The 21,080-nt window shown below is 71.8% G+C and carries 20 protein-coding genes; 10 read left to right on the top strand and 10 right to left on the bottom strand.

The window, feature by feature from the left end:
• The first annotated feature begins 68 nt into the window (after positions 1–68).
• Genes FH608_RS36905 through FH608_RS36895 form a run of 3 tightly spaced genes read left to right on the top strand, consistent with a single transcriptional unit; the run spans position 69 to position 3,591 of the window.
• A complete protein-coding gene (locus FH608_RS36905) occupies positions 69–2,093 on the top strand; it encodes a TRAP transporter permease (protein ID WP_226900231.1) in 2,025 nt (674 codons plus the stop codon).
• The gene (locus FH608_RS36900; protein ID WP_139635020.1) at positions 2,090–3,037 is read left to right on the top strand and encodes a TAXI family TRAP transporter solute-binding subunit; all 948 of its coding nucleotides are present in this window, start codon (positions 2,090–2,092) and stop codon (positions 3,035–3,037) included. Before FH608_RS36905 ends, FH608_RS36900 begins: the two co-directional genes overlap by 4 nt.
• A gap of 11 nt (positions 3,038–3,048) precedes the next feature.
• Positions 3,049–3,591, top strand: a complete 543-nt coding sequence (locus FH608_RS36895) for a DUF1850 domain-containing protein (RefSeq protein ID WP_139635019.1) — start codon at positions 3,049–3,051, stop codon at positions 3,589–3,591.
• Here the strand turns inward: FH608_RS36895 and FH608_RS36890 are convergent.
• Together FH608_RS36890 and FH608_RS36885 are read right to left on the bottom strand one after the other, a co-directional pair.
• Positions 3,486–4,457 carry a magnesium transporter CorA family protein gene (locus tag FH608_RS36890; protein WP_226900230.1) on the bottom strand — a complete coding sequence of 324 codons (972 nt, stop codon included), beginning with the start codon at positions 4,455–4,457 and terminating at the stop codon, positions 3,486–3,488. The two genes, FH608_RS36895 and FH608_RS36890, sit on opposite strands and share 106 nt — an antisense overlap.
• Positions 4,457–5,182: a DUF72 domain-containing protein gene (locus FH608_RS36885; RefSeq protein WP_226900229.1), complete on the bottom strand. Its 726-nt coding sequence runs from the start codon at positions 5,180–5,182 to the stop codon at positions 4,457–4,459. The genes FH608_RS36890 and FH608_RS36885 overlap by 1 nt, the downstream gene beginning before the upstream one ends.
• A gap of 48 nt (positions 5,183–5,230) precedes the next feature.
• On the opposite strand from FH608_RS36885, the gene FH608_RS36880 reads away from it, so the two are divergent.
• The gene (locus FH608_RS36880) at positions 5,231–6,460 is read left to right on the top strand and encodes a YibE/F family protein (protein ID WP_139635018.1); all 1,230 of its coding nucleotides are present in this window, start codon (positions 5,231–5,233) and stop codon (positions 6,458–6,460) included.
• A gap of 32 nt (positions 6,461–6,492) precedes the next feature.
• Here the strand turns inward: FH608_RS36880 and FH608_RS36875 are convergent, their stop codons facing one another.
• The 4 genes from FH608_RS36875 to FH608_RS36860 all read right to left on the bottom strand — a co-directional run bounded on the left by FH608_RS36875 (position 6,493) and on the right by FH608_RS36860 (position 10,739).
• Complete coding sequence (locus FH608_RS36875; RefSeq protein ID WP_139635017.1) at positions 6,493–7,350, bottom strand: NAD(+)/NADH kinase; 858 nt, start codon at positions 7,348–7,350, stop codon at positions 6,493–6,495.
• Positions 7,351–7,442: 92 nt separating this feature from the next.
• The gene (locus tag FH608_RS36870; protein ID WP_139635016.1) at positions 7,443–8,765 is read right to left on the bottom strand and encodes an enolase C-terminal domain-like protein; all 1,323 of its coding nucleotides are present in this window, start codon (positions 8,763–8,765) and stop codon (positions 7,443–7,445) included.
• 6 nt (positions 8,766–8,771) lie between these two features.
• Positions 8,772–9,686, bottom strand: a complete 915-nt coding sequence (kdgD, locus tag FH608_RS36865) for a 5-dehydro-4-deoxyglucarate dehydratase (protein WP_139635015.1) — start codon at positions 9,684–9,686, stop codon at positions 8,772–8,774.
• 135 nt (positions 9,687–9,821) lie between these two features.
• On the bottom strand, positions 9,822–10,739 hold the full coding sequence (locus FH608_RS36860) for a LysR family transcriptional regulator (protein WP_139635014.1): 918 nt from the start codon (positions 10,737–10,739) through the stop codon (positions 9,822–9,824).
• Between the two features lie 147 nt (positions 10,740–10,886).
• Here FH608_RS36860 and FH608_RS36855 point away from each other — a divergent pair, with 147 nt between their 5' ends.
• Genes FH608_RS36855 through FH608_RS36835 form a run of 5 tightly spaced genes read left to right on the top strand, consistent with a single transcriptional unit; the run spans position 10,887 to position 15,684 of the window.
• Positions 10,887–11,894, top strand: coding sequence for a tripartite tricarboxylate transporter substrate binding protein (locus FH608_RS36855; protein ID WP_139635013.1), 1,008 nt, complete (start codon positions 10,887–10,889; stop codon positions 11,892–11,894).
• Between the two features lie 20 nt (positions 11,895–11,914).
• Positions 11,915–12,406 (top strand): tripartite tricarboxylate transporter TctB family protein, encoded by a 492-nt coding sequence (locus FH608_RS36850; protein ID WP_139635012.1) that lies wholly within the window; start codon positions 11,915–11,917, stop codon positions 12,404–12,406.
• Positions 12,407–12,416: 10 nt separating this feature from the next.
• Positions 12,417–13,964 (top strand): tripartite tricarboxylate transporter permease, encoded by a 1,548-nt coding sequence (locus FH608_RS36845; protein WP_139635011.1) that lies wholly within the window; start codon positions 12,417–12,419, stop codon positions 13,962–13,964.
• On the top strand, positions 13,961–14,356 hold the full coding sequence (locus FH608_RS36840) for a universal stress protein (RefSeq protein WP_139635010.1): 396 nt from the start codon (positions 13,961–13,963) through the stop codon (positions 14,354–14,356). Before FH608_RS36845 ends, FH608_RS36840 begins: the two co-directional genes overlap by 4 nt.
• A 26-nt stretch (positions 14,357–14,382) precedes the next feature.
• Positions 14,383–15,684, top strand: coding sequence for a glucarate dehydratase family protein (locus FH608_RS36835; protein WP_139635009.1), 1,302 nt, complete (start codon positions 14,383–14,385; stop codon positions 15,682–15,684).
• Positions 15,685–16,255: 571 nt separating this feature from the next.
• Here FH608_RS36835 and FH608_RS36830 read toward each other — a convergent pair.
• From FH608_RS36830 to FH608_RS36815, 4 genes are all read right to left on the bottom strand, one after another.
• Positions 16,256–16,972, bottom strand: a complete 717-nt coding sequence (locus FH608_RS36830) for a FadR/GntR family transcriptional regulator (RefSeq protein ID WP_139635008.1) — start codon at positions 16,970–16,972, stop codon at positions 16,256–16,258.
• Positions 16,973–16,975: 3 nt separating this feature from the next.
• The gene (locus tag FH608_RS36825; protein ID WP_139635007.1) at positions 16,976–18,142 is read right to left on the bottom strand and encodes an L-talarate/galactarate dehydratase; all 1,167 of its coding nucleotides are present in this window, start codon (positions 18,140–18,142) and stop codon (positions 16,976–16,978) included.
• A gap of 40 nt (positions 18,143–18,182) precedes the next feature.
• The gene (locus FH608_RS36820; RefSeq protein WP_139635006.1) at positions 18,183–19,310 is read right to left on the bottom strand and encodes an L-talarate/galactarate dehydratase; all 1,128 of its coding nucleotides are present in this window, start codon (positions 19,308–19,310) and stop codon (positions 18,183–18,185) included.
• An 88-nt stretch (positions 19,311–19,398) separates the two neighbouring features.
• Positions 19,399–20,142, bottom strand: coding sequence for an endonuclease/exonuclease/phosphatase family protein (locus FH608_RS36815; RefSeq protein WP_139635005.1), 744 nt, complete (start codon positions 20,140–20,142; stop codon positions 19,399–19,401).
• A 71-nt stretch (positions 20,143–20,213) separates the two neighbouring features.
• On the opposite strand from FH608_RS36815, the gene FH608_RS36810 reads away from it, so the two are divergent.
• Positions 20,214–21,065, top strand: a complete 852-nt coding sequence (locus FH608_RS36810; RefSeq protein ID WP_139635004.1) for a DUF72 domain-containing protein — start codon at positions 20,214–20,216, stop codon at positions 21,063–21,065.
• Positions 21,066–21,080: the final 15 nt, after the last annotated feature.

Raw genomic sequence — 21,080 nt, 5'->3', positions numbered from 1 at the left:
CGGAGGCTTCCCTCAGCGTGTCAACGGATCGTAAAGTCCGCTGCAACGCCGTGTCGGGGAGGAACGTCTTGACCGAGCTGAGCGACCGTGAGGCCGACCTTGTCTCCGCCCACGAGCAGGAGCGCCCGGCCCGGCAGCTCGGCGGCGGCCTGCGGCTCGGCGTGTGGATCGTGGGCGGGCTGCTGTCGGCGTACTCGCTGGTGGTGGTGTTCTGGCCGGTCGAGGCGCTCCAGCACCGGATGACGTTCCTGGCGGTGGCGCTGCCGCTCGTGTTCCTGTGCTACCGCTCGGGCCTGTCGCGGTCGCCGGCCCGGCCACAGGAACCCGCGGCGGAACCGGAGAGATCCGCGTCGGCCGCGGAGGGGGCGGCGGCGCGGCCGGAGGGGGCGCCGCGCTCGGAGTGGCCGACGGTGGCCGACTGGCTGCTGGCCGCCGCGTCGCTCGCGGTGCTCGTCTATCCGCTGCTCGACTTCCAGGCGTTCCGCCTGCGCGGCTCCGGCGCGGCCCTCACGGGCCTCGACATCGCGGCGGGCCTGGTGCTGACGGTGCTGCTCCTGGAGGCGGTACGGCGCACCGTCGGCTGGACCCTGTCCATCATCTGCGCGCTTTTCCTGCTTTATGCCTATTACGGCGGCTATCTGCCGATCAACTGGACGATCGGTCACCGGGGCTTCGACCTCGGGCAGATCGTCTCCCAGCTCTACACCGGCACCGAGGGCTTCTTCGGCGTGCCCATGCAGGTGGCCGCCAGCTACATCATCCTCTTCACGATCTACGGCGCGGTGCTGGACTTCTCCGGCGCCAGCCGGTTCTTCATCGACCTGAGCTTCGCCGCCTTCCGCAGGTCCCGCGCCGCCCCCGGGCGTACCGTCACCATGGCCGGGTTCCTGCTCGGCACCGTGTCGGGCTCGGGCGTGGCCACCACGGTCAGCCTGGGCAGCGTCGCCTGGCCGGTGCTGCGCCGCGCCGGCTATCCGAAGGAGCCGGCCGCCGGGATCCTCGCGGCCGGCGGCATCGGCGCCATCCTGTCGCCGCCCACCCTGGGCGCGGCGGCGTTCATCATCGCCGAGTACCTCCAGGTCAGCTACCTGGAGGTGCTCCTCTACGCGACGATCCCCACGATCCTGTACTACCTGGGCATCTTCCTGGCCATCGAGATCGACTCGCGCCGCTTCAGCACGCACGCCGTGCCCGTGGACGCGCCCAGCGCGGGGCGGCTGCTGCTGCGCTTCGGCTACCACTTCAGCTCGCTGATCCTCATCATCGTGCTGATGGCGCTGGAGAGGTCGGCGTTCCAGGCCGTGGTCATCGCCACCGTCGTCGCGTTCGCGCTGTCGTTCCTGGACCCGGAGCACCGGATGGGGCCGCGGCGGGTCGGGCAGGCGCTGGCCAAGGGCACCCTCGAGGTGCTGCCGGTCACCGCGGTGTGCGCGGCGGCGGGCATCATCGTCGGCGTCATCACGCAGACCGGCCTCGGGCTGAACCTGGCCGACATCATCGTGGAGCTCGCCTCCGGCAACCTGATCCTGACGACCGTGCTGTCCGCGGTGGCGGTCATGCTGCTGGGCCTGGCCGTGCCGGTGACCGCGAGCTTCATCATCGCCGCCGTGATCATCGGGCCGGCGCTGTTCGCGCTCGGCGTCACGAGGCCCGAGGCGTACATGTTCGTCTTCTACTACGCGGTGCTGTCGGAGGTGAGCCCGCCCACGGCGCTGTCCGCGGTGGCGGCGGCCGCGATCACCGGCGGCAACACGTACAAGACGATGATGCTGACCTGGCGTTACACGCTGCCGGCCTTCCTGGTGCCGTTCGCCTTCGTGCTGACGCCGAACGGGCAGGCGCTGCTCGGCCAGGGGCCGATCGGCACCGTGCTGCTGATGGCCGCCGTCTCGGCCGTCGCCGTGGCGGCGCTGGCCGTGTCCACTACTGGGGCGACCGGCGGCCTGGCCGGGTGGCCCGAGCGGGTGCTGGCGGCGGTGGCCGCGGTGCTGCTGCTCTTCCTCGAGCCCGTCCCCATCGTGGCAGGCCTGGCCGTGCTGGCCGTGGCCGCGGCCGCGCACCTCGTCAGAAGAAGGAGAAGGGACCCAGCGTGAAGCGGATCTTCGCCATTGTCGCCGCCCTCGTCCTGACCGTGTCCGGCTGCGGCGGCGCCGGGGCGGGCGGCTCCGGCCACCGGCTGTCGATCGCCACCGGCGGCACGACGGGCGTCTACTACGTGTACGGCGGCGGCCTGGCCAAGCAGCTGTCGTCCAACATCGCCAACACCCAGGCCACCGCGTCGGTCACGTCGGCCTCCGTCGAGAACATCAAGCTGCTGGTCTCCGGCAAGGCCGACATCGGCTTCGCGCAGGCCGACACCGCGGCCGACGCGGTCAACGGCAAGGACACCTTCACCACGAAGCAGCCCATCAAGGCCATCGCCCGCATCTACGACAACTACGCGCACCTCGTGGTCGCGTCCGGCGTGGACGCGGACAAGGTGGCCGACCTGAAGGGCAAGAGCGTCTCCCTCGGCCCGGCCAACTCCGGCACGCAGGTCGTGGCCAGGCGCATCCTGGAGTCGGCCGGGATCGACCCCGACAGCGACATCTCCAAGCAGCAGCTGTCGATCAACGAGGCGGTGCAGGCCGCCAAGGACGGCACGATCGACGCGTTCTTCTGGGTCGGCGGCCTGCCCACGGCGGGCATCACCGACCTGGCCACCAGCAAGCCGGACATCAAGATCCTCGACACCACCGACGTGCTGCCGACGATGCAGTCCACCTACGGCCAGCAGTACGTCTCGCTCGACGTGGACCTGTCGGTCTACAAGCTGTCCGGGACCATCAAGACCGTCGCCATCCCCAACCTGCTGCTGGTACCCGACTCGATGGACGAGCAGCTGGCCCACGACATCACCAAGACCCTGTTCGAGAAGAAGGCCGAGCTGACGGCCGTGCACCCGGAGGCGAAGAAGCTCGACCCCACGCTCGGCCAGCAGGTCGCGCCGGTCCAGCTGCACCCGGGCGCGGCCCGCTACTACAAGGAGAAGGGCTGACGCGGCTGCTCGTGGCGCTCGCGGCGGTGGCGGCGCTCTGCTCCGGCGGCGACGCCGCGCGCCTCACCGTGAACGGCCTGCCCGTCGTCTCCGGCGCCTTCTCCCTCCTGTACGTGCACTCGATCTACCGGGCGCCCTCCGCGGAGCTCTTCACCGTGGAGGGGCGCCGGTTCACCATGCGGGCGGTGGTGTCCACCAACGACAGCGTGCTGGACTACTACGCGCTCGACGGGACCCGTGGCAGGACCCCTGACGGCCTGTGGGTGCTGCGCCTGGCCGCGCCCGCCACGTACGACGAGCTGCCCCTGCTCACCACCTCGATCGGCCGCAGGACGCTCGCCTCGGGCGGCCGCTGCCTGCCGCTCTATCCGGCGGCCGGGGCCGCGCGGGTGCGGGTCGCGGTGCGGTCGGGGCCGGCCGTGCCGGGCGAGCCCTGCCGGCCGCCCTTTCACAGCCAGTCCTTCCTCTTGAAGATCGCGTACAGTCCCACGGACGCGAACGCCACCAGCACCGTCGACATCCAGAAGCCCCACGCCTGGCCCTCTCCGGGGTAGGGCACGTTCTGGCCGTAGGCGCCGGTGATCGCGGTCGGCACGGCGATGATCGCGGCCCAGCTCGTGACCCGCTTCATGATCTCGTTGAGCCGGAAGCCCTGCTCGGCCAGGCGGGTCTCGCGGACGTTGGCGAGCATGTCGCGGATCGACTCGACCCATTCGGCCACCCGCAGCACGTGGTCGCGCACGTCCTCGTAGTAGGGCAGCATGGCGGGCTCGGCGATCAGGCCCTGCTCCCGGCGGAGCAGGGTGCCGAGCACCTCGCGCATCGGCATCGCGATCTTGCGGAGCCGGGTGGTGTTCTTGCGCAGCACGTACGCCCTGCGCTGCAGCTCCCTGGCGTCCCGCACGCCGTCCTCCTCGAACAGCGTCTCCTCCAGCGCCTCGGCCTGCCCGTCGAGGTCCTGCACCAGGTCGAACTGGCCGTCCACCACGTAGTCGAGCAGGCCGTGCAGCAGGAAGGACACGCCGTGCCCGGCCAGCCGGGAGGCGGAGTCCCAGCGCCTGACCACCGCGTCGATGTCGAAGTGCGCGTTCTCCCGCACGGTGACCAGGGCGTTGGCGGTGACGAAGACGTTCACCTCGACGGGGGCGAGCCGGCCCTCCTCCACGTGAACGCCGTACACCGTGATGAACAGGTGGTTGTCGTAGACGTCCACCTTCGGCCGCTGGTGGTCGGTGAGGACGTCCTCGACGGCCAGCTCGTGCAGGCCGAGCTCGTCGCCGATCAGCCGCAGGTCCTCGGGGGACGGGGAGCACAGGTCGAACCAGACCGTGCTGCCGGGGTCGCGCACGTACTCGGAGACCTCCTCGATCGGGAAGCCTTCCTTCTCGAGAGCGCCGTTCCGGTACAGCCGCGTGTGCACTAGGCGAGTGTGGCAAATGTTCTCGCGTTCCGCACCGCCGCCCCCTCCGGATCGTTGTTGAAATAGACGTACACGTCCTGCCAGGCGGCCTCGTGCAGGCGCCGCGCCCACGTCCGCAGCGCGGTCGCGCCGTACGCCCAGCCCGCCGGGCCCTCGTGCAGGCGCACGTAGCCCCAGCCGGCGGTGCGCCAGAGCGGGCTCTGCGGCCTGCCCAGCCGGTCGGCCCAGCACAGCGCGGCCCCGCGCGCCTGGAGGACCGCGCGCACCTCGTCCGTCCACCAGGACTCGTGGCGGGGCTCCACGGCCACCCGCACCCCCGCGGGGAAGCAGCCCAGGCAGCGGTCGAGCCGTCCGGGGTCGGCCCGCAGCGTGGGCGGGAGCTGCAGCAGGACGGGGCCGAGCTTGTCCTTCAGCTCGGCGGCGCGGCTCATCAGGCGCTCCACCGGCTCCTCGGGGTCGGCCAGCCGCTTGATGTGGGTGAGGAACCTGCTGGCCTTGACCGCCATGACGAACCCGGGCGGCGTGCGGTCGCGCCAGGCGGCGAACACCTCGGGGGTGGGCAGCCGGTAGAAGGCGTTGTTGCTCTCGACGGTCGGGAACTCCTCGGCGTACCGCTCCAGCCAGAGCCGCTGCGGCACGCCCTGCGGGTAGAGCACTCCGCGCCAGTGCGCGTACTGCCATCCGGAGGTGCCCACCAGCCACGCCATGGCGTTACGTCTACCCACGCGGCCGGGGTGCAGTACTGTCGTGCCCCGAGGAGGACGTTGACTTCGATGGGCGCCGATCACGCGCATCCCCCCAGCTCGCGGCGGACGGTGGTGGCCGGCCTGGCCGTGCTCGTGCCATTGGCGGTCATCACGCTGGCGGCCCTGCTGTGGCTCTGGCCGGACGGCGTGACCGGCACCGCCACCGAGGAGTCCGGCGTGCGGCGGGTCACCGGGACGATCACCGGCATCGCACTCAAGCGCTGCCCCGAAACTTTGGAGGGCGCGCCGCGGCCCGACCCCGCCACCTGCGGCAACGCCGCCGTCCGGCTGGAGGACGGCCGGACCGTGACGCTCCGGCTGCCCAGCGGCCCGGGCGCCCAGCACTTCGCGGCGGGCGACGACGTGATCCTGCTGCGCGACGCGGAGGGCGAGCACCAGATCTCCGACCACGACCGGACGGCGCCGCTGTGGCTGTTCGGGGCGGCGTTCGCGCTGGCGGTCATCGCCTTCGGCCGCTGGCGCGGGGTGACCGCGCTGGTGGGGCTGGCGGTCACGTTCGTGCTGCTGCTGACGTTCGTCATCCCCGGCATCCTGGAGGGCGAGCCGCCGCTGCTGGTCGCCATCGTGGGCGCGGCGGCGATCATGCTGGCCGTGCTCTACCTCACGCACGGCTTCTCGCTGTCCACGTCCATGGCCGTGCTGGGCACGGTGGCCAGCCTGACGCTCACGGGCGTGCTGTCGTACGCGGCGCTGGGCCTGGCCCGGCTCAACGGCATCACCGACGACAGCGCCCTGACCCTCGGCATGAGCCTGCAGATCGACACCCAGGGGCTGCTGCTGGCGAGCATCATCATCGGCGCGCTGGGGGTGCTCGACGACGTCACGGTCACGCAGGCGGTGACGGTGGCCGAGCTGGCCCACGCCAACCCGTCGTACGGCTTCGCCCGCCTCTACCGCGCGGCCGGGCGCATCGGCCGGGCGCACATCGCCTCGGTGATCAACACGATCATCCTGGCGTACGCCGGGGCGTCGCTGCCGCTGCTGCTGCTGTTCAGCATCGGGAACCAGCCGCTGGGCGAGGTGCTGACGACGCCGGTCATCGCCCAGGAGATCGTCCGCAGCATCGCCGGCACGCTGGGGCTCATCGCCGCCGTGCCGATCACCACGGCGCTGGCGGCCCTGACGGCCTCCCGCCACCACCCGGAGGAGCCACCCGAGCCGCCCGAGCCGCGGGACGTGTTCGCGCCGGCCGCCGCCGCGCGCCCGGCCCGGCACCGGCGCCGCGCCCGGGCCTGACGCGCCCGGGCCTGACGGGCCGCCCCGGGCGGTCAGTAGGCTTCGAGGCTGCCGTCGACCCGCAGCTTGCGCCGCGCGCGCTCGTAGAACGTGGTGCCGACCCGGACCACCTTGGCCGCGCCCGGCCAGGCCGCCACCGTGACGGTGTCGCCGGGGCACAGGTGCGCCACCACGGCCCCGTCGACCTCCACGGCCAGCCGCCCGCTGGTGGGCAGCACCTCCAGCGTCACGTCCTCGTCCGCGGGCAGCACCAGCGCCCGGTTGAACGACGAGTGCGCGGCGGCGGGCACCACCAGCACCGCCTCCACCCGGGGCGAGACGATGGGGCCGCCGGCGGAGAAGCTGTAGGCGGTGGAGCCGGTGGACGTGGCCACGATCACCGCGTCGGCGGCGAAGCGCACGAAGTCGCTGCCGGCCGGGGTGACGGAGAGCGCCGCCAGCCCGTCGCCGGGGATCCTGACGAGCGCGATGTCGTTGAACGCGGTCACGTCCATGCCGTTGATCCGGCTCCGGATCGCCATGCGCGACTCGACGGTGTAGCGGTGCTCGTCGATGGCCGACAGCGTGCCGGCCAGGTCGTCCACGTCGATCTCGGCGAGGAAGCCGAGCTTGCCGAGGTTGACCCCCAGGATCGGCGTGGGGCGCCCGGCCAGCAGCCGCATGGTGCGCAGCATCGTGCCGTCGCCGCCGAGCCCGACCAGCAGGTCGGCCCGCTCGACGAGGGCGGCGGCGTCGACGGGCACCGCCGTGCAGTCGATGCGGCCCACCTCCTCGGGCAGCCCGAGGACGGTGACGCCCTTCTCGGCCGCCCAGCGCAGAATGGTGTCGATCGCCTTCTTGGAGTCGCGCTGGGGATGCAGCACCAGCCCGACCGTCCCGACCATGCCCATGTGCCCCAGACTAGGCGAAGTGGCCGCCGGGCCGGTGCCGCCTTCGGCGGCCGGCGGACCGGGCGGGGCCGCCGGTGCCGCCGTCGCCGGGGTCAGCGGACCAGGCAGGGCCGCTTCGGGTCGAACGTCCAGCCCTTCACCAGGTACTGCATGGCCACGGCGTCGTCGCGGGCGCCCAGGCCGTGGCGCAGGTAGAGCTCGTGCGCCTCGGCCAGGGCGGCGCGGTCGAGCTCGACCCCGAGCCCCGGGCCGGTCGGCACGTCGATCGCGCCGTCCGTGATGGCGAACGGCCGGGTCGTGAGCGCCTGGCCGTCCTGCCAGATCCAGTGGGTGTCCAGCGCCGTGATCTCGCCGGGGGCGGCGGCCCCGACGTGGGTGAACATGGCCAGCGAGATGTCGAAGTGGTTGTTGGAGTGCGATCCCCAGGTCAGCCCGAAGTCGTGGCAGAGCTGGGCGACGCGCACCGACCCCGCCATGGTCCAGAAGTGCGGGTCGGCCAGCGGGATGTCCACCGCGCCCGCGCGCACGGCGTGGGCCATCTCCCGCCAGTCCGTGGCGATCATGTTGGTCGCGGTGGGCAGCCCGGTGGCGCGCCGGAACTCGGCCATCGTCTCGCGGCTGGAGAAGCGCCCCTCGGCGCCGCACGGGTCCTCGGCGTAGGCGAGCACGCCGCCCAGCCCCCGGCACAGCCGGATCGCGTCGGCGAGCGGCCAGCCGCCGTTGGGGTCGAGCGTGATGCGGGCGTCGGGGAAGCGGCGGGCCAGCGCCGTGACCGCCTCGACCTCCTCCTCGCCGGCCAGCACCCCGCCCTTGAGCTTGAAGTCGCTGAAGCCGTAGCGCTCCTGGGCCGCCTCGGCCAGCGCGACCACCGCGTCGGGCGTGAGCGCCTCCTGGCGCCGCAGCCGCGACCAGCGGTCCTCGCCGGCGTCGTCGACGCGGTAGGGCAGGTCGGTCCGCCCCGGGTCGCCGACGTAGAACAGGTAGCCCAGCATCGGGACCCGGTCGCGCTGCCGCCCCTCGCCGAGCAGGTCGGCGACGGGCAGCCCGAGGTACTGGCCGTGCAGGTCGAGCAGGGTGGACTCGATGCCGGTGACGGCGTGGACGGTGGTGCGCAGGTCGAAGGTCTGGGCGCCACGCCCGCCTGCGTCCCGGTCGGCGAAGCGTGCCGAGACCTCGCGCAGCAGGCTGCGGTAGCGGGCCACGGGCTGCCCGGCCAGCAGCCCCGCCGCCTCCTCGACGGTCCGCCGGATCGCCTCGCCGCCGGGCACCTCGCCGAGGCCGGTGCGCCCGTCGGAGTCGGTGGTGATGACGACGTTGCGGGTGAAGAACGGCCCGTGGGCGCCGCTGAGGTTGAGCAGCATGCTGTCGTACCCGGCCACCGGGACGACCTCGACGCGCTGGATGGTGGGAGACATGGGACCCTAGCTGACCTTGTTGATGAGGGCGGCCAGTTCGGCGGACTCGCCTTCGGTGAGGTTCTGCAGCGGCGGGCGCACGGGCCCCGCCGGGCGGCCGACGGCGGCCAGTCCCGCCTTGATGATCGAGACCGCGTACCCCTTCTGGCGGTCGCGGATGTCGAGGTAGGGCAGCACGAACTCCTTGATCCGGCGGTAGACCGCGTCGCGGTTCTGGGCGCGTACGTCGGCGTAGAAGTCGAGCGCGAACTGCGGCACGAAGTTGAAGATCGCCGAGGAGTACGTGCTCATGCCGAGCTGCAGCAGCGGCAGCGCGAACGTCTCGGCCGTGGGCAGGCCGCCGATGTAGGCCAGGCGGTCGCCGACGGAGGCGTAGATGCGGGTGAGGTTCTCGATGTCGCCGACGCCGTCCTTGAAACCGACGAGGTTCGGGTTGCGGTCGGCGAGGATCTCGACCGAGCGGTCCTTCAGGACGGCGTTGGCCCGGCTGTAGACGACGACGCCGAGGCCGGTGGCCCGGCACACCGCGGAGACGTGCTCGACCAGCCCGTCCTGCCCGGCCTCCGTGAGGTACGGCGGCATGAGCAGCACCCCGTCGGCCCCGGCGGCCTCGGCGGCCCTGGCCTGCTCGACGGCGTTCGCGGTGCCGCCCGTGGCCGGGGCCACGACCGGGAGCCTGCCGCGCACCTCGTCGACGGCCGCGCGGACCACCCGGTCGATCTCGGCGGCGGTCAGCGAGAATCCCTCGCCGGTGCCTCCCGCGGCGAACAGCCCGGCCACCGGGAAGGTGCTCAGCCAGGACAGGTGGCCACGGTAGCCGGCCTCGTCGAACTGCAGGTCCTCGGTGAAGTGAGTGACGGGGAACGACAGCAGGCCACTCCTGAGCTGGGTGGCCAGCTCCTGCGGCGAGTAATTCGGCATGAACGTCCTCTGATTTACAGCCGGCCGTGGGATCCCCCCGCACCGCCGGTAAAAGACTGACGCGGCCAGGCTAAGGAGAAGGGTGGATTCCTGTCCAAGTGCGATTCTGTATCCGGCGATACCTCCAGGGCATCGTCACGCCCCGGGCGCGGGCAACAGCTCCAGCACGCGCCACATGGCGGGGTTGGTGGAGTCGTGGTTCCAGATGACGTGCAGCTCGACCGGCTTGCCCGAGACGCCGTCGGCGTGGTCGAGGGGGTCGCCGCCGCCCCGTACGAGATCGCAGAAGGCGACGCCCTCGATGCCGAGCGAGCGGGCGCTGGCGGGCGCGAGCGCCACGCCCCGGCCGGCCGCGACGAGCAGCGCGGCGGTGAGGATCTGGTGCACCTGCTGCTCGATCCTGGGGTGGGCGTTGGTGAGGAAGCGCACGGTCAGCTCGTGGAAGTAGCGCGACTGCACGGGGTTGTAGCTGATGACCGGCAGGCCGTCGAAGTCGTCGGGGGCCAGGGGGCGGCCGAGCCCGGCCAGCGGGTGGCCGATGGGGACCACGGCGCACAGCGGCTCGCGGAAGACCACCCGGGAGTCGAGCGTGGCGATGTCGAAGGGCGGCCGGGCCAGGCCCATGTCGAGCTCGCCGCGCAGGATGCCGTCGACCTGCCCGGCGGTCACCCGTTCGTGCAGGATGACGTCGATCTCCGGCAGTTGCTCGGAGAGTCGGCGCAGCAGCGCGCCCAGCATGCTGATGGCCGAGACGGCGGTGAAGCCGAGCCGTACGGTGCCCGCGGCGCCCTTGGCGATGCGGCGGGCCCGGTCGCCGGCGGTGTCGACGAGCGAGAGCATGCGCCGCGCGTCCTCCAGGAAGGCCCGCCCGGCGTCGGTGAGCACGACGCGGCGGTTGTCACGCTCCAGCAGCGTCACGCCGACCGCCCGTTCCAGTTTCTGGATGTGGCGGCTCAGCGGCGGCTGCGTCATGCGCAGTCGATCAGCGGCCCGGCCGAAGTGCAGTTCCTCGGCTACTGCCACAAAAGCCCTGATCTGATCGAGTGTTAGCATGATGCCCGAAGAGTATCACCTGATACCGAATTGAGCCTGGACAGGCATCGAGGCAGGTCCATAGTCTCCGGAGACTACAAGAGCGGAAAACACCCCGTACCCTCCATAGACCGCTCCCGGCACCACCCCGCACGAAGGAGAAAGTCCATGCCGACATCCCGGACGACCCCCCGCCGCGTTCTCATGGGAGTCGTCGGCGCCGCAGCAGCACTGGCGCTGACCGCGTGCGGCGGGGTGAAGACGACGTCCTCCGGCGGCGGCGAAGGAAAGTATCCGACCGGCAACATCGAGTTCAGCGTCGGCGCGTCCGCGGGCGGCTCCACCGACCTCATCACCCGGGCGCTGGCCCAGGGCATGAGCAAGGAGCTCGGCGTCTCCACGCCGGTGCTCAACAAGCCGGGCGCCAACGGCGCGCTCAACGCCAAGGAGCTCCAGAGCGCCAAGGCCGACGGCTACAAGATCGCCGTGCAGAACGCCTCCCTGTTCACCATCACGCCGCTCACGGTGTCGCCCGAAGAGGCCACCAAGATCGATTCGTTCGACGTCATCACCGGCATCTCCCGCGACGACTACGTCATGGCGACCAACTCCCAGTCCGGCTTCACGTCCATCGGCGACATGAAGAAGTCCGGCAAGACCATCCGCTACGGCACGACCGGCGTCGGCACCGGCGCCCAGCTCGCCTCCGCGCTGACCTTCAAGTCGGCGGGCATCGACGCGACGGCCGTGCCCTTCGACGGCGGCGCCCCCGCCCTGACCGCCCTGCTCGGCAACCAGGTCGACGTCTCCACCATGCAGATCGGCGAGGCCATCGAGAACATCAAGGCGGGCAAGCTCGTCCCGCTCGCGGTCTTCTCCGACAAGCGCATCGACTACCTGCCCGACGTCAAGACGGCCAAGGAGCAGGGCTTCGACGTCCTGGTGACGCAGTACCGCTTCCTGACCGCGCCCAAGGGCACCCCCGAGGACGTCAAGGCCCGGCTGCTGGACGCCGCCAAGAAGACGTTCGCCACGGACGAGTACAAGAAGTTCAACGAGCAGAACTCGCTCACCCCGATGGAGGTCTCCCCGCAGGAGGTGCTCACCGCCCTGCAGCAGGACACCGCCAAGTACAAGAAGCAGCTCGACGAGTTCGGCATCAGCCTGGCCGGCTAGCCGGCCCCCAAGGAGCGCGCATGCCCATCACTGACCCTCTCGAAGAAGAGGTCGCCGAGGAGACCCGGCCGCCCCACGCCGGCCCCGTGCCGCAGGTCGTGGCCGCGCTGGTGGCGCTGGCCGTGGGCGTGGCCGGGGCGATCGGGTCCTTCGGGCTCGGGCTCGGCGAGCTCACCCACCCGGGCCCCGGCCTGTGGCCGTTCGCGATCAGCATCGTCATCGCCGTGCTGTCGCTGACGCTGGTCGTCACCGGCCGGGGGCTCCAGGACGCCGAGCGGTTCTCGAAGGCCACCCTGCTCACCGCGGCCGGCCTGGTGACGCTCATCCTGCTCGCCGCGCTGCTGCCGCTCATCGGCTTCGAGATCCCCTCGCTGCTGCTGGTGTGCGTCTGGCTGCGCTGGCTGGGCAAGGAGTCATGGCGATCGTCCATCGTGATCAGCATCGTGACGGTGGCCGCGTTCTACCTGCTCTTCGTCCTGCTGCTCCAGGTCCCGCTCCCGCGCCTCATCTGAGAAACCCCACATGGACATCTCCCCCATCCTCGACGGCTTCGGCATCGTGCTGGAGCCGTCCAACCTGATCTACTGCCTCATCGGCGTGATCGTCGGCATGCTCATCGGTGTGCTGCCCGGCCTCGGCCCCGGCGCGACGATCGCCATCCTGCTGCCGATCACGTACGGCATCGGCCCCGTCTCGGCGATCATCATGCTGGCGGGCATCTTCTACGGCGCCCAGTACGGCGGCACCATCACCTCGGTCCTGCTCCGCCTGCCCGGCGAGGCGTCCTCCGTGGTGACCGTCTTCGACGGCTTCGCCCTGGCCAGAAAGGGCAAGGCGGGCACCGCGCTCGGCATCGCCGCCATCGGCTCCTTCATCGGCGGCACCGTCTCGATCCTCGGCCTGACGCTCCTCGCCCCCATCGTGGCCGGCTTCGCGCTCGACTTCGGGCCGCCCGAATACGCGGCCCTCGGCGTGCTGGGCGTGCTGCTGATCTCCTCGATCGGCAACGGCAACAAGCTCAAGGCCATCATCGCGGCCGCCGTCGGCCTGCTCATCGCCACCGTCGGCCGCGACACCTTCACCGGCGCCGAGCGCTTCACCTTCGGCAGCCTGAACCTCGCCGAGGGCATCGACTTCATCCCGATCGCCATGGGCCTGTTCGGCCTCAGCGAGATCCTCTACAACCTGGAGGAACGGCACAACCAGGTGCACGCGCCGGCCAAGGTCGGCAACGTGTGGCCGTCGCGCAAGGACCTCGGCCAGGCCAAGGGCGCGATCGGGCGCGGCTCGCTCATCGGCTTCCTCCTGGGCGTGCTGCCCGGCGGCGGCGCGACGCTGTCCTCGCTGGCCGCGTACGCGTTCGAGAAGCGGCGCGCCAAGCAGCCCGAGCGCTTCGGCAAGGGCGCCGTCGAGGGCGTGGCCGCCCCCGAGACCGCCAACAACGCCGCCGCCACGTCGTCGTTCATCCCGCTGCTGACCCTCGGCATCCCGGCGAACGCGACGATGGCCCTGATCTTCGGCGCGCTGCTCATCCAGGGCATCCAGCCGGGCCCGCAGCTCGTCACCGAGCACCCCGACGTCTTCTGGGGCGTCATCAACTCGATGTACATCGGCAACATCCTGCTGCTCATCATGAGCATCCCGATGGTCGGCGTCTTCGTGAAGATCCTGCGCGTGCGGCCCGCGATCCTCGCCCCGATCACGGTGCTCATCACCCTGCTCGGCGCGTACACCGTGCGCAACCAGGTCTACGACATCTTCCTCGTCATCGGCTTCGGCCTGCTGGGCTACCTGATGAAGAAGCTCGGCTTCGAGCCGGGTCCGCTGGTGCTGGCCTTCGTGCTCGGCCCGATGATCGAGAACTCCTCCCGGCAGTCGCTGCTCATCTTCGGCGGCGACCCGACCGGCTTCTTCACCCGCCCGATCTCGGGCACCGTGCTCGCCCTGGTGCTGGTCGTCGCGCTCTGGCCGCTGATTAGCAAGGCCGTGCGCCGCAAGCCCGCCCCCGTCCCGGCCGGTCCTCCAGCCGATCCTCCCGTTGAGCCTCCAGTTGAGGAGAAGACGCCATGACGATCCTGGTCGGTTACCTGCCCACGCCGGAGGGGGACGCCGCGGTCGAGGCGGGCCTGCGCGAGGGCGCGCTGCGCTCCGAACGGGTGGTCATCGTGAACTCGCCCCGCCGGGGCGCGCCCGTCGACGAGCACAAGATCGACGACGACGCCTCCGCGGCGCTGCTCGCCCGGGCGCGCGCCGCCGGCGTGGACGCCGAGGTACGCCAGCCGCTGCACGACGACGACCTGGCCGAGACGTTCGAGAGCCTCGTCGAGGAGACGGGCGGCACGCTCATCGTCATCGGGCTGCGGCACCGGTCGCTGGTGGGCAAGTTCATCCTCGGCAGCGAGGCGCAGCGCATCCTCATGGAGGCCAGCGTCCCGGTCCTCACCGTCAAGGCGGACCGGTGAGCACGCCGCGCCGCCAAGGCGGCGCCGTGGGATCGCGTCGCGAGGGCGACGCCGCGGGAGCGCGCTCCGGCGGGCGGATCAGCCGGGTCACCGTCACCCCGGTCGCCTTCCGCGACCCGCCCCTGCTCAACGTCGTCGGCGTGCACCAGCCGTACGTGCTGCGCGCCATCATCCAGGTGCGCACCGACGCGGGGCTGGTCGGCCTGGGCGAGACGTACGCCGACCAGGCCCACCTCGGCCGCCTCGACGCCGTGGCCGCCGCGCTGCCCGGCCTGGACGTGTTCGACGCCCACGGGCTGCGGCGCGTCGTCGTGGAGACGCTCGGCTCCTCCACCGGCGGGGCGGGCGCCAGCTTCGGCGGCATGCTGGAGGTCTCCAGCGCCGTCGACACCGTGGCCGCGCCCTTCGAGGTGGCGCTGCTCGACCTGCAGGGGAAGGCGCTCGGCCGCCCGGTGAGCGACCTGCTCGGCGGCGCCGTACGCGAGCGGGTGCCGTACTCGGCGTACCTGTTCTACAAGTGGGCCGGCCATCCCGGGCAGGACGAGGACTCCTGGGGCGAGGGCGTCACGCCCGAGCAGATGGTGGCCCAGGCCCGGCGGATGGTCGACGACTACGGCTTCACCGCCATCAAGCTCAAGGGCGGCGTCTTCGAGCCCCGCCACGAGATCGAGACCGTCGAGGCGCTGGCCGCCGCCTTCCCCGGCCACGCGCTGCGCATCGACCCCAACGGCGCCTGGACCGTGGAGACCTCCATCCAGGTGGCGCACCGGCTGGCCCCCGTCCTCGAGTACCTGGAGGACCCGACGCCCGGCATCGACGGCATGGCCGCCGTCGCCCGGCACACCGACCTGCCGCTCGCCACGAACATGTGCGTCATCGCGTTCGAGCACCTCAAACCCGCCGTCGCCGTGGACGCCGTGCAGGTCGTCCTGTCCGACCACCACCTGTGGGGCGGGCTGCGGCGCTCGGCGCTGCTGGGCGGCATCTGCGAGACGTTCGGCATGGGATTGTCGATGCACTCCAACTCCCACCTCGGCGTGAGCCTCGCCGCCATGACCCACCTGGCCGCCGCCACCCCGAACCTGACCTACGCCTGCGACACGCACTACCCGTGGAAGACCGAGGACGTCGTCAGGGCGGGCGCGCTGGAGTTCCGGGACGGGAGCGTGGCCGTGCCCACCGGCCCCGGTCTCGGGGTGGAGCTGGACGAGGACGCGCTGGCGGGGCTGCACGAGCAGTACGTGCGGTGCGGGCAGCGGGGGCGGGAGGACACGGCGTACATGCGCACGGTCGTGCCCGGCTTCACCCCGAACACGGCCCGCTGGTAACCCGCCCCACGCCACCTGTCACCGCCCCCGGCACCCCCACCGGCCCGCCCGAGGTGCTGGAAGCAGGGCGCGGCCCCGCGCCGGCGGCCTGCCTGCTCGCCCTCGGACGCGGTCAGGCACGGTCGCGCTCTGACGCGGTCGCGGTCAGGCGCGGGCGGGCTCGGACGCGGTCGCGGTCAGGCGCGGGCGGGCTCGGACGCGGGCGGACGCAGCCGCGATCGGACGCGCGGCCGGCGTCCCGTCACGGCCTCGGCCGCCGCCCGGCGAAGGCCACGGTGACGGCAGGCGGCCCGAAAGGGGTCGCTATCGCCACGGGGGCTGAATGCGAGGCGGGAGCTGAGCACCACCCGGTGGCACGGGTCGTCATGGAGGAGACGGGGGCGCGGAAACTGCGCGCCGCCGCGGTGACAAGCGCGGTCCCGGGGCCCGGAGGCGGGCGTGACAGCTGGGCACGCCGCAGTGGCAGAAGCCGTCACGGAGCCTGGAGGCGGGCGTCACAGCTGGCACGCCGCGGGGGCAGACGCCGTCACGGAGCCTGGAAGGAGGCGCGGGAGCCGGACGCGGCTGCGCGTCACGGGGCCTGGAGGCGGGCGCGGGAGTTGGACAGGTGCAGCCGCATCGCCGCACGGGCCGCCGCCGCGTCGTGGTCGGCGATGGCCCGGTAGATGTTCTCGTGCTCCAGCGTCACCCGGGTGAGGTGGGTGGCGTCCGACACCGTGTACGCGTGCTCCAGCCGGGTCCGCGGCAGCATGATCACCATCGGCCCGAAGGACGCCAGCAGGTCGGAGTAGAAGTGGTTGCCCGAGGCGAGGGCGACCTTCAGGTGGAACTGGAAGTCGGCCTCGACGGCGCTGCTCGGCTGCTCGGCCGAGCGCCCGAGGTCGACCAGGGCGCGTTCGATGGCCTTGAGCTGCAGGTCGGTGCGGCGCTCGGCGGCCAGCCCCGCCGACTCCGACTCCACCCCGATCCGGAAGTCGATCATGTCGAGGACGTCGCGGTGCGTGCGGATCTGCGAAGCCTCCACGGAGAAGGCCGTGGAGGCGGGCAGGGCCAGCACGAACGAGCCGCGCCCCTGGAAGGTCTCCACGAGCCCGGCCGCCTGGAGCCGCGAGACGGCCTCGCGGACCACCGTGCGGCTCACGCCGAACTCCTCGACCAGCGAGGACTCGGTCGGCAGCTTCTGGCCCGGCTCGATCTCCCCGGCGAGGATGCGCGCCTTGAGCCGTTCGACGAGCTCGTGCGCTAGCCCCCGCCCGCTGTCACGATCGAGCCTTCGCTCCGGTGGCACGGGTCACAACCTACCCGGCGACGGCGCCGAACTCGACCCGCGCGCGGCGGGGGCGCGGTATTCGGCCGTGTCGAGCCGCCAGGCCGCGGCGCGTGCGGCCAGGCTGAGCCCGAGCCCCGGGCGGTCGGGCACGCGCATGCGCCCGCCCTCGATCTCCAGGCGCTCCTCGAACAGCGGCGAGAGCCATTCGATGTGCTCCACCCAGGACTCGCGCGGGTAGGCGGCGGCCAGGTGGACGTGGATCTCCATGACGAAGTGCGGCGCGACCTGCAGGTGCGCGTGATCGGCCAGCGCCACCACCTTGAGGTAGGGCGTGATGCCGCCCACGCGCGGCACGTCGGGCTGGAGGTAGTCGACGGCGCGCAGGTCGATGAGCCGCACCAGCTCGGGAACGCCGGCGAGCATCTCGCCGGTGGCGATGGGGGTGTCGAGCGCGGCCGCCAACTGCGCGTGGCCCTCGGCGTCGTAGGCGTCCAGCGGCTCCTCGATCCACACCAGCCCCAGATCCTCCACCGCCCGCCCGAACCGCAACGCCGTCACCCGATCCCACTGCTGGTTGGCGTCCACCATCAACGGGACATCGTCCCCCAGCTGCTCGCGCACCGCGGCCAGCCGCCGCAGATCCTCCCGCGTATCAGGCTGCCCCACCTTGATCTTGATCCCACCGATCCCCTCCTCCAACGACCGCGTCGCCCGCGCCTTCACCTCCTCGATCGGGGCCTGGAGATAGCCACCCGAGGTGTTGTACGTCCGCACCGAGTCGCGGTAGGCCCCCAGCAGCTTCGCCAGCGGCAACCCGGCCCGCTTGGCCTTCATGTCCCACAGCGCGACGTCCACCGCCGCCAGCGCCTGCGTCGCCACCCCCGAACGCCCCACCGAGGCCCCCGCCCACAGCAGCACGTCGTACAACCTGCCGATGTCGGACGGATCCTGGCCGAGCAGGTTGCCGGCGACCTCCTTGGCGTGGGCGAACTGGGCGCGGCAGCCCGCGCGGGTCGTGTAGGAGAAGCCCAGCCCTGCCAGGCCGTCGCGGGTCGTGATCTCGCAGGTCAGCACGTCGATCTGGGACAGCGGCCGCTGGCGCCCGGTGGCCACCTTGGCGTCGCTCACCGCCTGCGCCAGCGGCACGGCGTAGTGGCCGAACCGTACGGACTCGATGCGATCACCCATGGCTCAGGCCCTCCCGAGCACGAGGCGGTCTTCCATGGGCTCAGGCCTTCCCGAACTCGACGCTGTCGGCGGTCCACTTGCGGCACTGCTCGCTGAGCGTGAAGCCGAGCCCCGGCCGGTCGGGGACGATCATGCGGCCGTCGCGGGTCTCGAGCCGCTCGTTGAACAGGGGGTTGAGCCATTCGAAGTGCTCCACCCAGGGCTCGCGCGGGTAGGCGGCGGCCAGGTGGAGGTGGATCTCCATGGCGAAGTGGGGCGCCAGCTGCAGCCCCGCGTGGTCGGCGAGGGTGGCCAGGCGCAGGAACGGCGTGATGCCGCCGACGCGCGGGGCGTCCGGCTGGATGATGTCGGCCGCGCGCGCCTCGATGAGGCGGACGTGCTCGGCGACGCTGGAGAGCATCTCGCCGGTGGCGATGGGGGTGTCGAGCGCGGCCGCCAGCTGCGCGTGACCCTCGGCGTCGTAGGCGTCCAGCGGCTCCTCGATCCACACCAGCCCCAGATCCTCCACCGCCCGCCCGAACCGCAACGCCGTCACCCGATCCCACTGCTGGTTGGCGTCCACCATCAACGGAACGCCATCCCCCAGATGCTCGCGCACCGCGGCCAGCCGCCGCAGATCCTCCCGCGTATCAGGCTGCCCCACCTTGATCTTGATCCCACCGATCCCCTCCTCCAACGACCGGCTCGCCCGCGCCTTCACCTCCTCGATCGGCGCGTGCAGGAAGCCGCCCGAGGTGTTGTACGTCCGCACCGAATCGCGGTAGGCCCCCAGCAGCTTCGCCAGCGGCAACCCGGCCCGCTTGGCCTTCAGATCCCACAGCGCGACGTCCACCGCCGCCAGCGCCTGCGTCGCCACCCCGGAACGCCCCACCGAGGCCCCCGCCCACAGCAACACGTCATACAACCTGCCGATGTCGGACGGATCCTGCCCGATCAGGTTGTCCGCGACCTCCTTGGCGTGGGCGTACTGCGCGGGACCGCCGGCCCGCTTGGAGTAGCTGAAGCCGGTGCCCTGATGGCCGTCCTCCGTCGCGATCTCGGCGAACAGGAAAACGACCTCGGTCATCGGCTTCTGCCGCCCGGTGAGGACCTTCGCGTCGCTGACGGGGACGTCGAGCGGCAGCGTGACGGAGGAGAGCGTGACGTGGCGGATGCGGTCGGCGGCCATGGCGGTCCCAGGATGTCGGAGGGCTGGATCGGTCGTCAGTCATCATACGAAGCCGCGACTCGTATGACAACCTGTGAGACCCGGGGGCTCAGGGACGGGAGTACACGACCTGCAGCGCCGGGTGGTCGGTGGTGGTCATGCGAGTGACCTCGGTCCGCGCGTACTGCAGATTGGCCGCGAAGACGTGCTGCACGCTGCCGTCGCCCTTGCGGTAGAACGGCGAGGAGTTGCAGTCCTGGACGTCGGGCCCGAACCACGGGGCGTACTTGAGGTTGAAGTCGCCCGCCAGGACGGTCGGCCTGCCGGCGACGGCGCGGCCGCGCAGCAGGGCGATGGCCTCCTTGCACTGGGACATGGCGACGTCGCCGGTGGTCGACAGGTGGGTGGAGCAGGCGACCAGGTCGGCGAACTCGGCGCACACGTAGACGCGCCTCTCGTTGCCGCCGTCCTGGGTGGCGTACTGGCCGGTGAAGACGGTTCCGGTGGCCGGGGAGCGGAAGATCAGGCCGTTGCCGTACTCGTCACCGTTGGTGCACCGTACGGGCCCGCCGTCCGGACGGCGGGCCGGGGCGAACGTGCTGAACCCGTTGCCCATGGCGGGGGCCAGCCGGGACAGGTCGTTCGCGCAGATCTCGTTGAGCGAGAGGACATGGGGCTGCTCGGCGGTGATGACGGAGTCGGCCTCCTGGAGGGTGGCGGCGCCGTTGTAGCAGGAGGTGTTCACGCCGCTGTGGCACAGGTTCAGCTGTAAGACGCGGAACTCCTGCGCGGCGGACGCGGGCGAGGCCAACCCCACCAGAACCAGGACGGTGACGAGCATGACGCGAGCCATGAAGTGCCCTTCCCTGCGGTGATCAGACGACCGTGACAGCGTCTCAACCGGGGTCCGATACCGTCGAGTCCATGCGGCTTCATGTGGGATGCGCGATGTGGACCCACGCGCGCTGGCCGGGGCGCTTCGTGCCGGAGCAGCTCCCTCCGGGCGAGCGCCTGCGCTCGTACGCCACCTTGTGCGACGCGGTGGAGGGCAACACGACCTTCTACGCGACCCCGACGCGGAGCACGGTGGAGTCCTGGGCCCGCCAGACCGCGCCCGGCTTCCGCTTCGTCGTCAAGCTGCCCAAGGCCGTCACCCACGAGCGGCGCCTCACCGGGACCGAGGAGGACCTCCGCTCGTTCCTGGACGCGATCGAGCCGCTGGGGCCCCGGTGCCATGCCCTGTGGGTGCAGCTGCCCGGCTCGTTCGGGCCCGGCGACCTCGGCGTCCTGGCGGCCTTCCTGCGCCGCCTGCCTCGTTCGTACCGGTTCGCGGTGGAGGTGCGGCACCGCGCGTTCTTCGAGGAGGAGCGCTCCGAACGGCTCCTGGAGCGCGTCCTGGCGGCCGTGGACGCCGAGTGGGTGCCGTTCGACACCACGGCGTTCTTCCGCGAGCGTCCGACCAGCGACGCCGAGCGGGACGCCTGGGCCAAGAAGCCCCGCGTGCCGCGCCGCACGCGGGCGCTGACGGCGCATCCGATCGTCCGCTACCTGGGCCGCGACGCGGAGGCCGCCACGGTCGAGGGCTGGCGGCCGTGGGTCGACACGGTCACGGACTGGCTGCGCGAAGGGCGCTCCCCCACGTTCTTCCTGCACACGCCCGACAACGCCGATGCCCCAGGGCTCGCCCGCGCCTTCCACGACGCCGTACGCGCCCGCCTGCCGGCTCTGGCCCCTCTTCCTGAGCCCGAGCCGATCACCCCGATGACCCTGTTCTAGCCACCTTTTCTCCGC

It is taken from the genome of Nonomuraea phyllanthi (assembly GCF_006334985.2).
Taxonomy (GTDB): Bacteria; Actinomycetota; Actinomycetes; order Streptosporangiales; family Streptosporangiaceae; genus Nonomuraea; species Nonomuraea phyllanthi.
This window is presented reverse-complemented; position numbering and strand designations above follow the sequence as displayed.

Coding starts and splice junctions, on each gene's coding strand:
- FH608_RS36880 (WP_139635018.1), top strand. CDS start 5,231: ATGGGCGCCGATCACGCGCATCCCCCCAGCTCGCGGCGGACGGTGGTG.
- FH608_RS36875 (WP_139635017.1), bottom strand. CDS start 7,350: ATGGGCATGGTCGGGACGGTCGGGCTGGTGCTGCATCCCCAGCGCGAC.
- FH608_RS36870 (WP_139635016.1), bottom strand. CDS start 8,765: ATGTCTCCCACCATCCAGCGCGTCGAGGTCGTCCCGGTGGCCGGGTAC.
- kdgD (WP_139635015.1), bottom strand. CDS start 9,686: ATGCCGAATTACTCGCCGCAGGAGCTGGCCACCCAGCTCAGGAGTGGC.
- FH608_RS36860 (WP_139635014.1), bottom strand. CDS start 10,739: ATGCTAACACTCGATCAGATCAGGGCTTTTGTGGCAGTAGCCGAGGAA.
- FH608_RS36855 (WP_139635013.1), top strand. CDS start 10,887: ATGCCGACATCCCGGACGACCCCCCGCCGCGTTCTCATGGGAGTCGTC.
- FH608_RS36850 (WP_139635012.1), top strand. CDS start 11,915: ATGCCCATCACTGACCCTCTCGAAGAAGAGGTCGCCGAGGAGACCCGG.
- FH608_RS36845 (WP_139635011.1), top strand. CDS start 12,417: ATGGACATCTCCCCCATCCTCGACGGCTTCGGCATCGTGCTGGAGCCG.
- FH608_RS36840 (WP_139635010.1), top strand. CDS start 13,961: ATGACGATCCTGGTCGGTTACCTGCCCACGCCGGAGGGGGACGCCGCG.
- FH608_RS36825 (WP_139635007.1), bottom strand. CDS start 18,142: ATGGGTGATCGCATCGAGTCCGTACGGTTCGGCCACTACGCCGTGCCG.
- FH608_RS36820 (WP_139635006.1), bottom strand. CDS start 19,310: ATGGCCGCCGACCGCATCCGCCACGTCACGCTCTCCTCCGTCACGCTG.
- FH608_RS36815 (WP_139635005.1), bottom strand. CDS start 20,142: ATGGCTCGCGTCATGCTCGTCACCGTCCTGGTTCTGGTGGGGTTGGCC.
- FH608_RS36810 (WP_139635004.1), top strand. CDS start 20,214: ATGCGGCTTCATGTGGGATGCGCGATGTGGACCCACGCGCGCTGGCCG.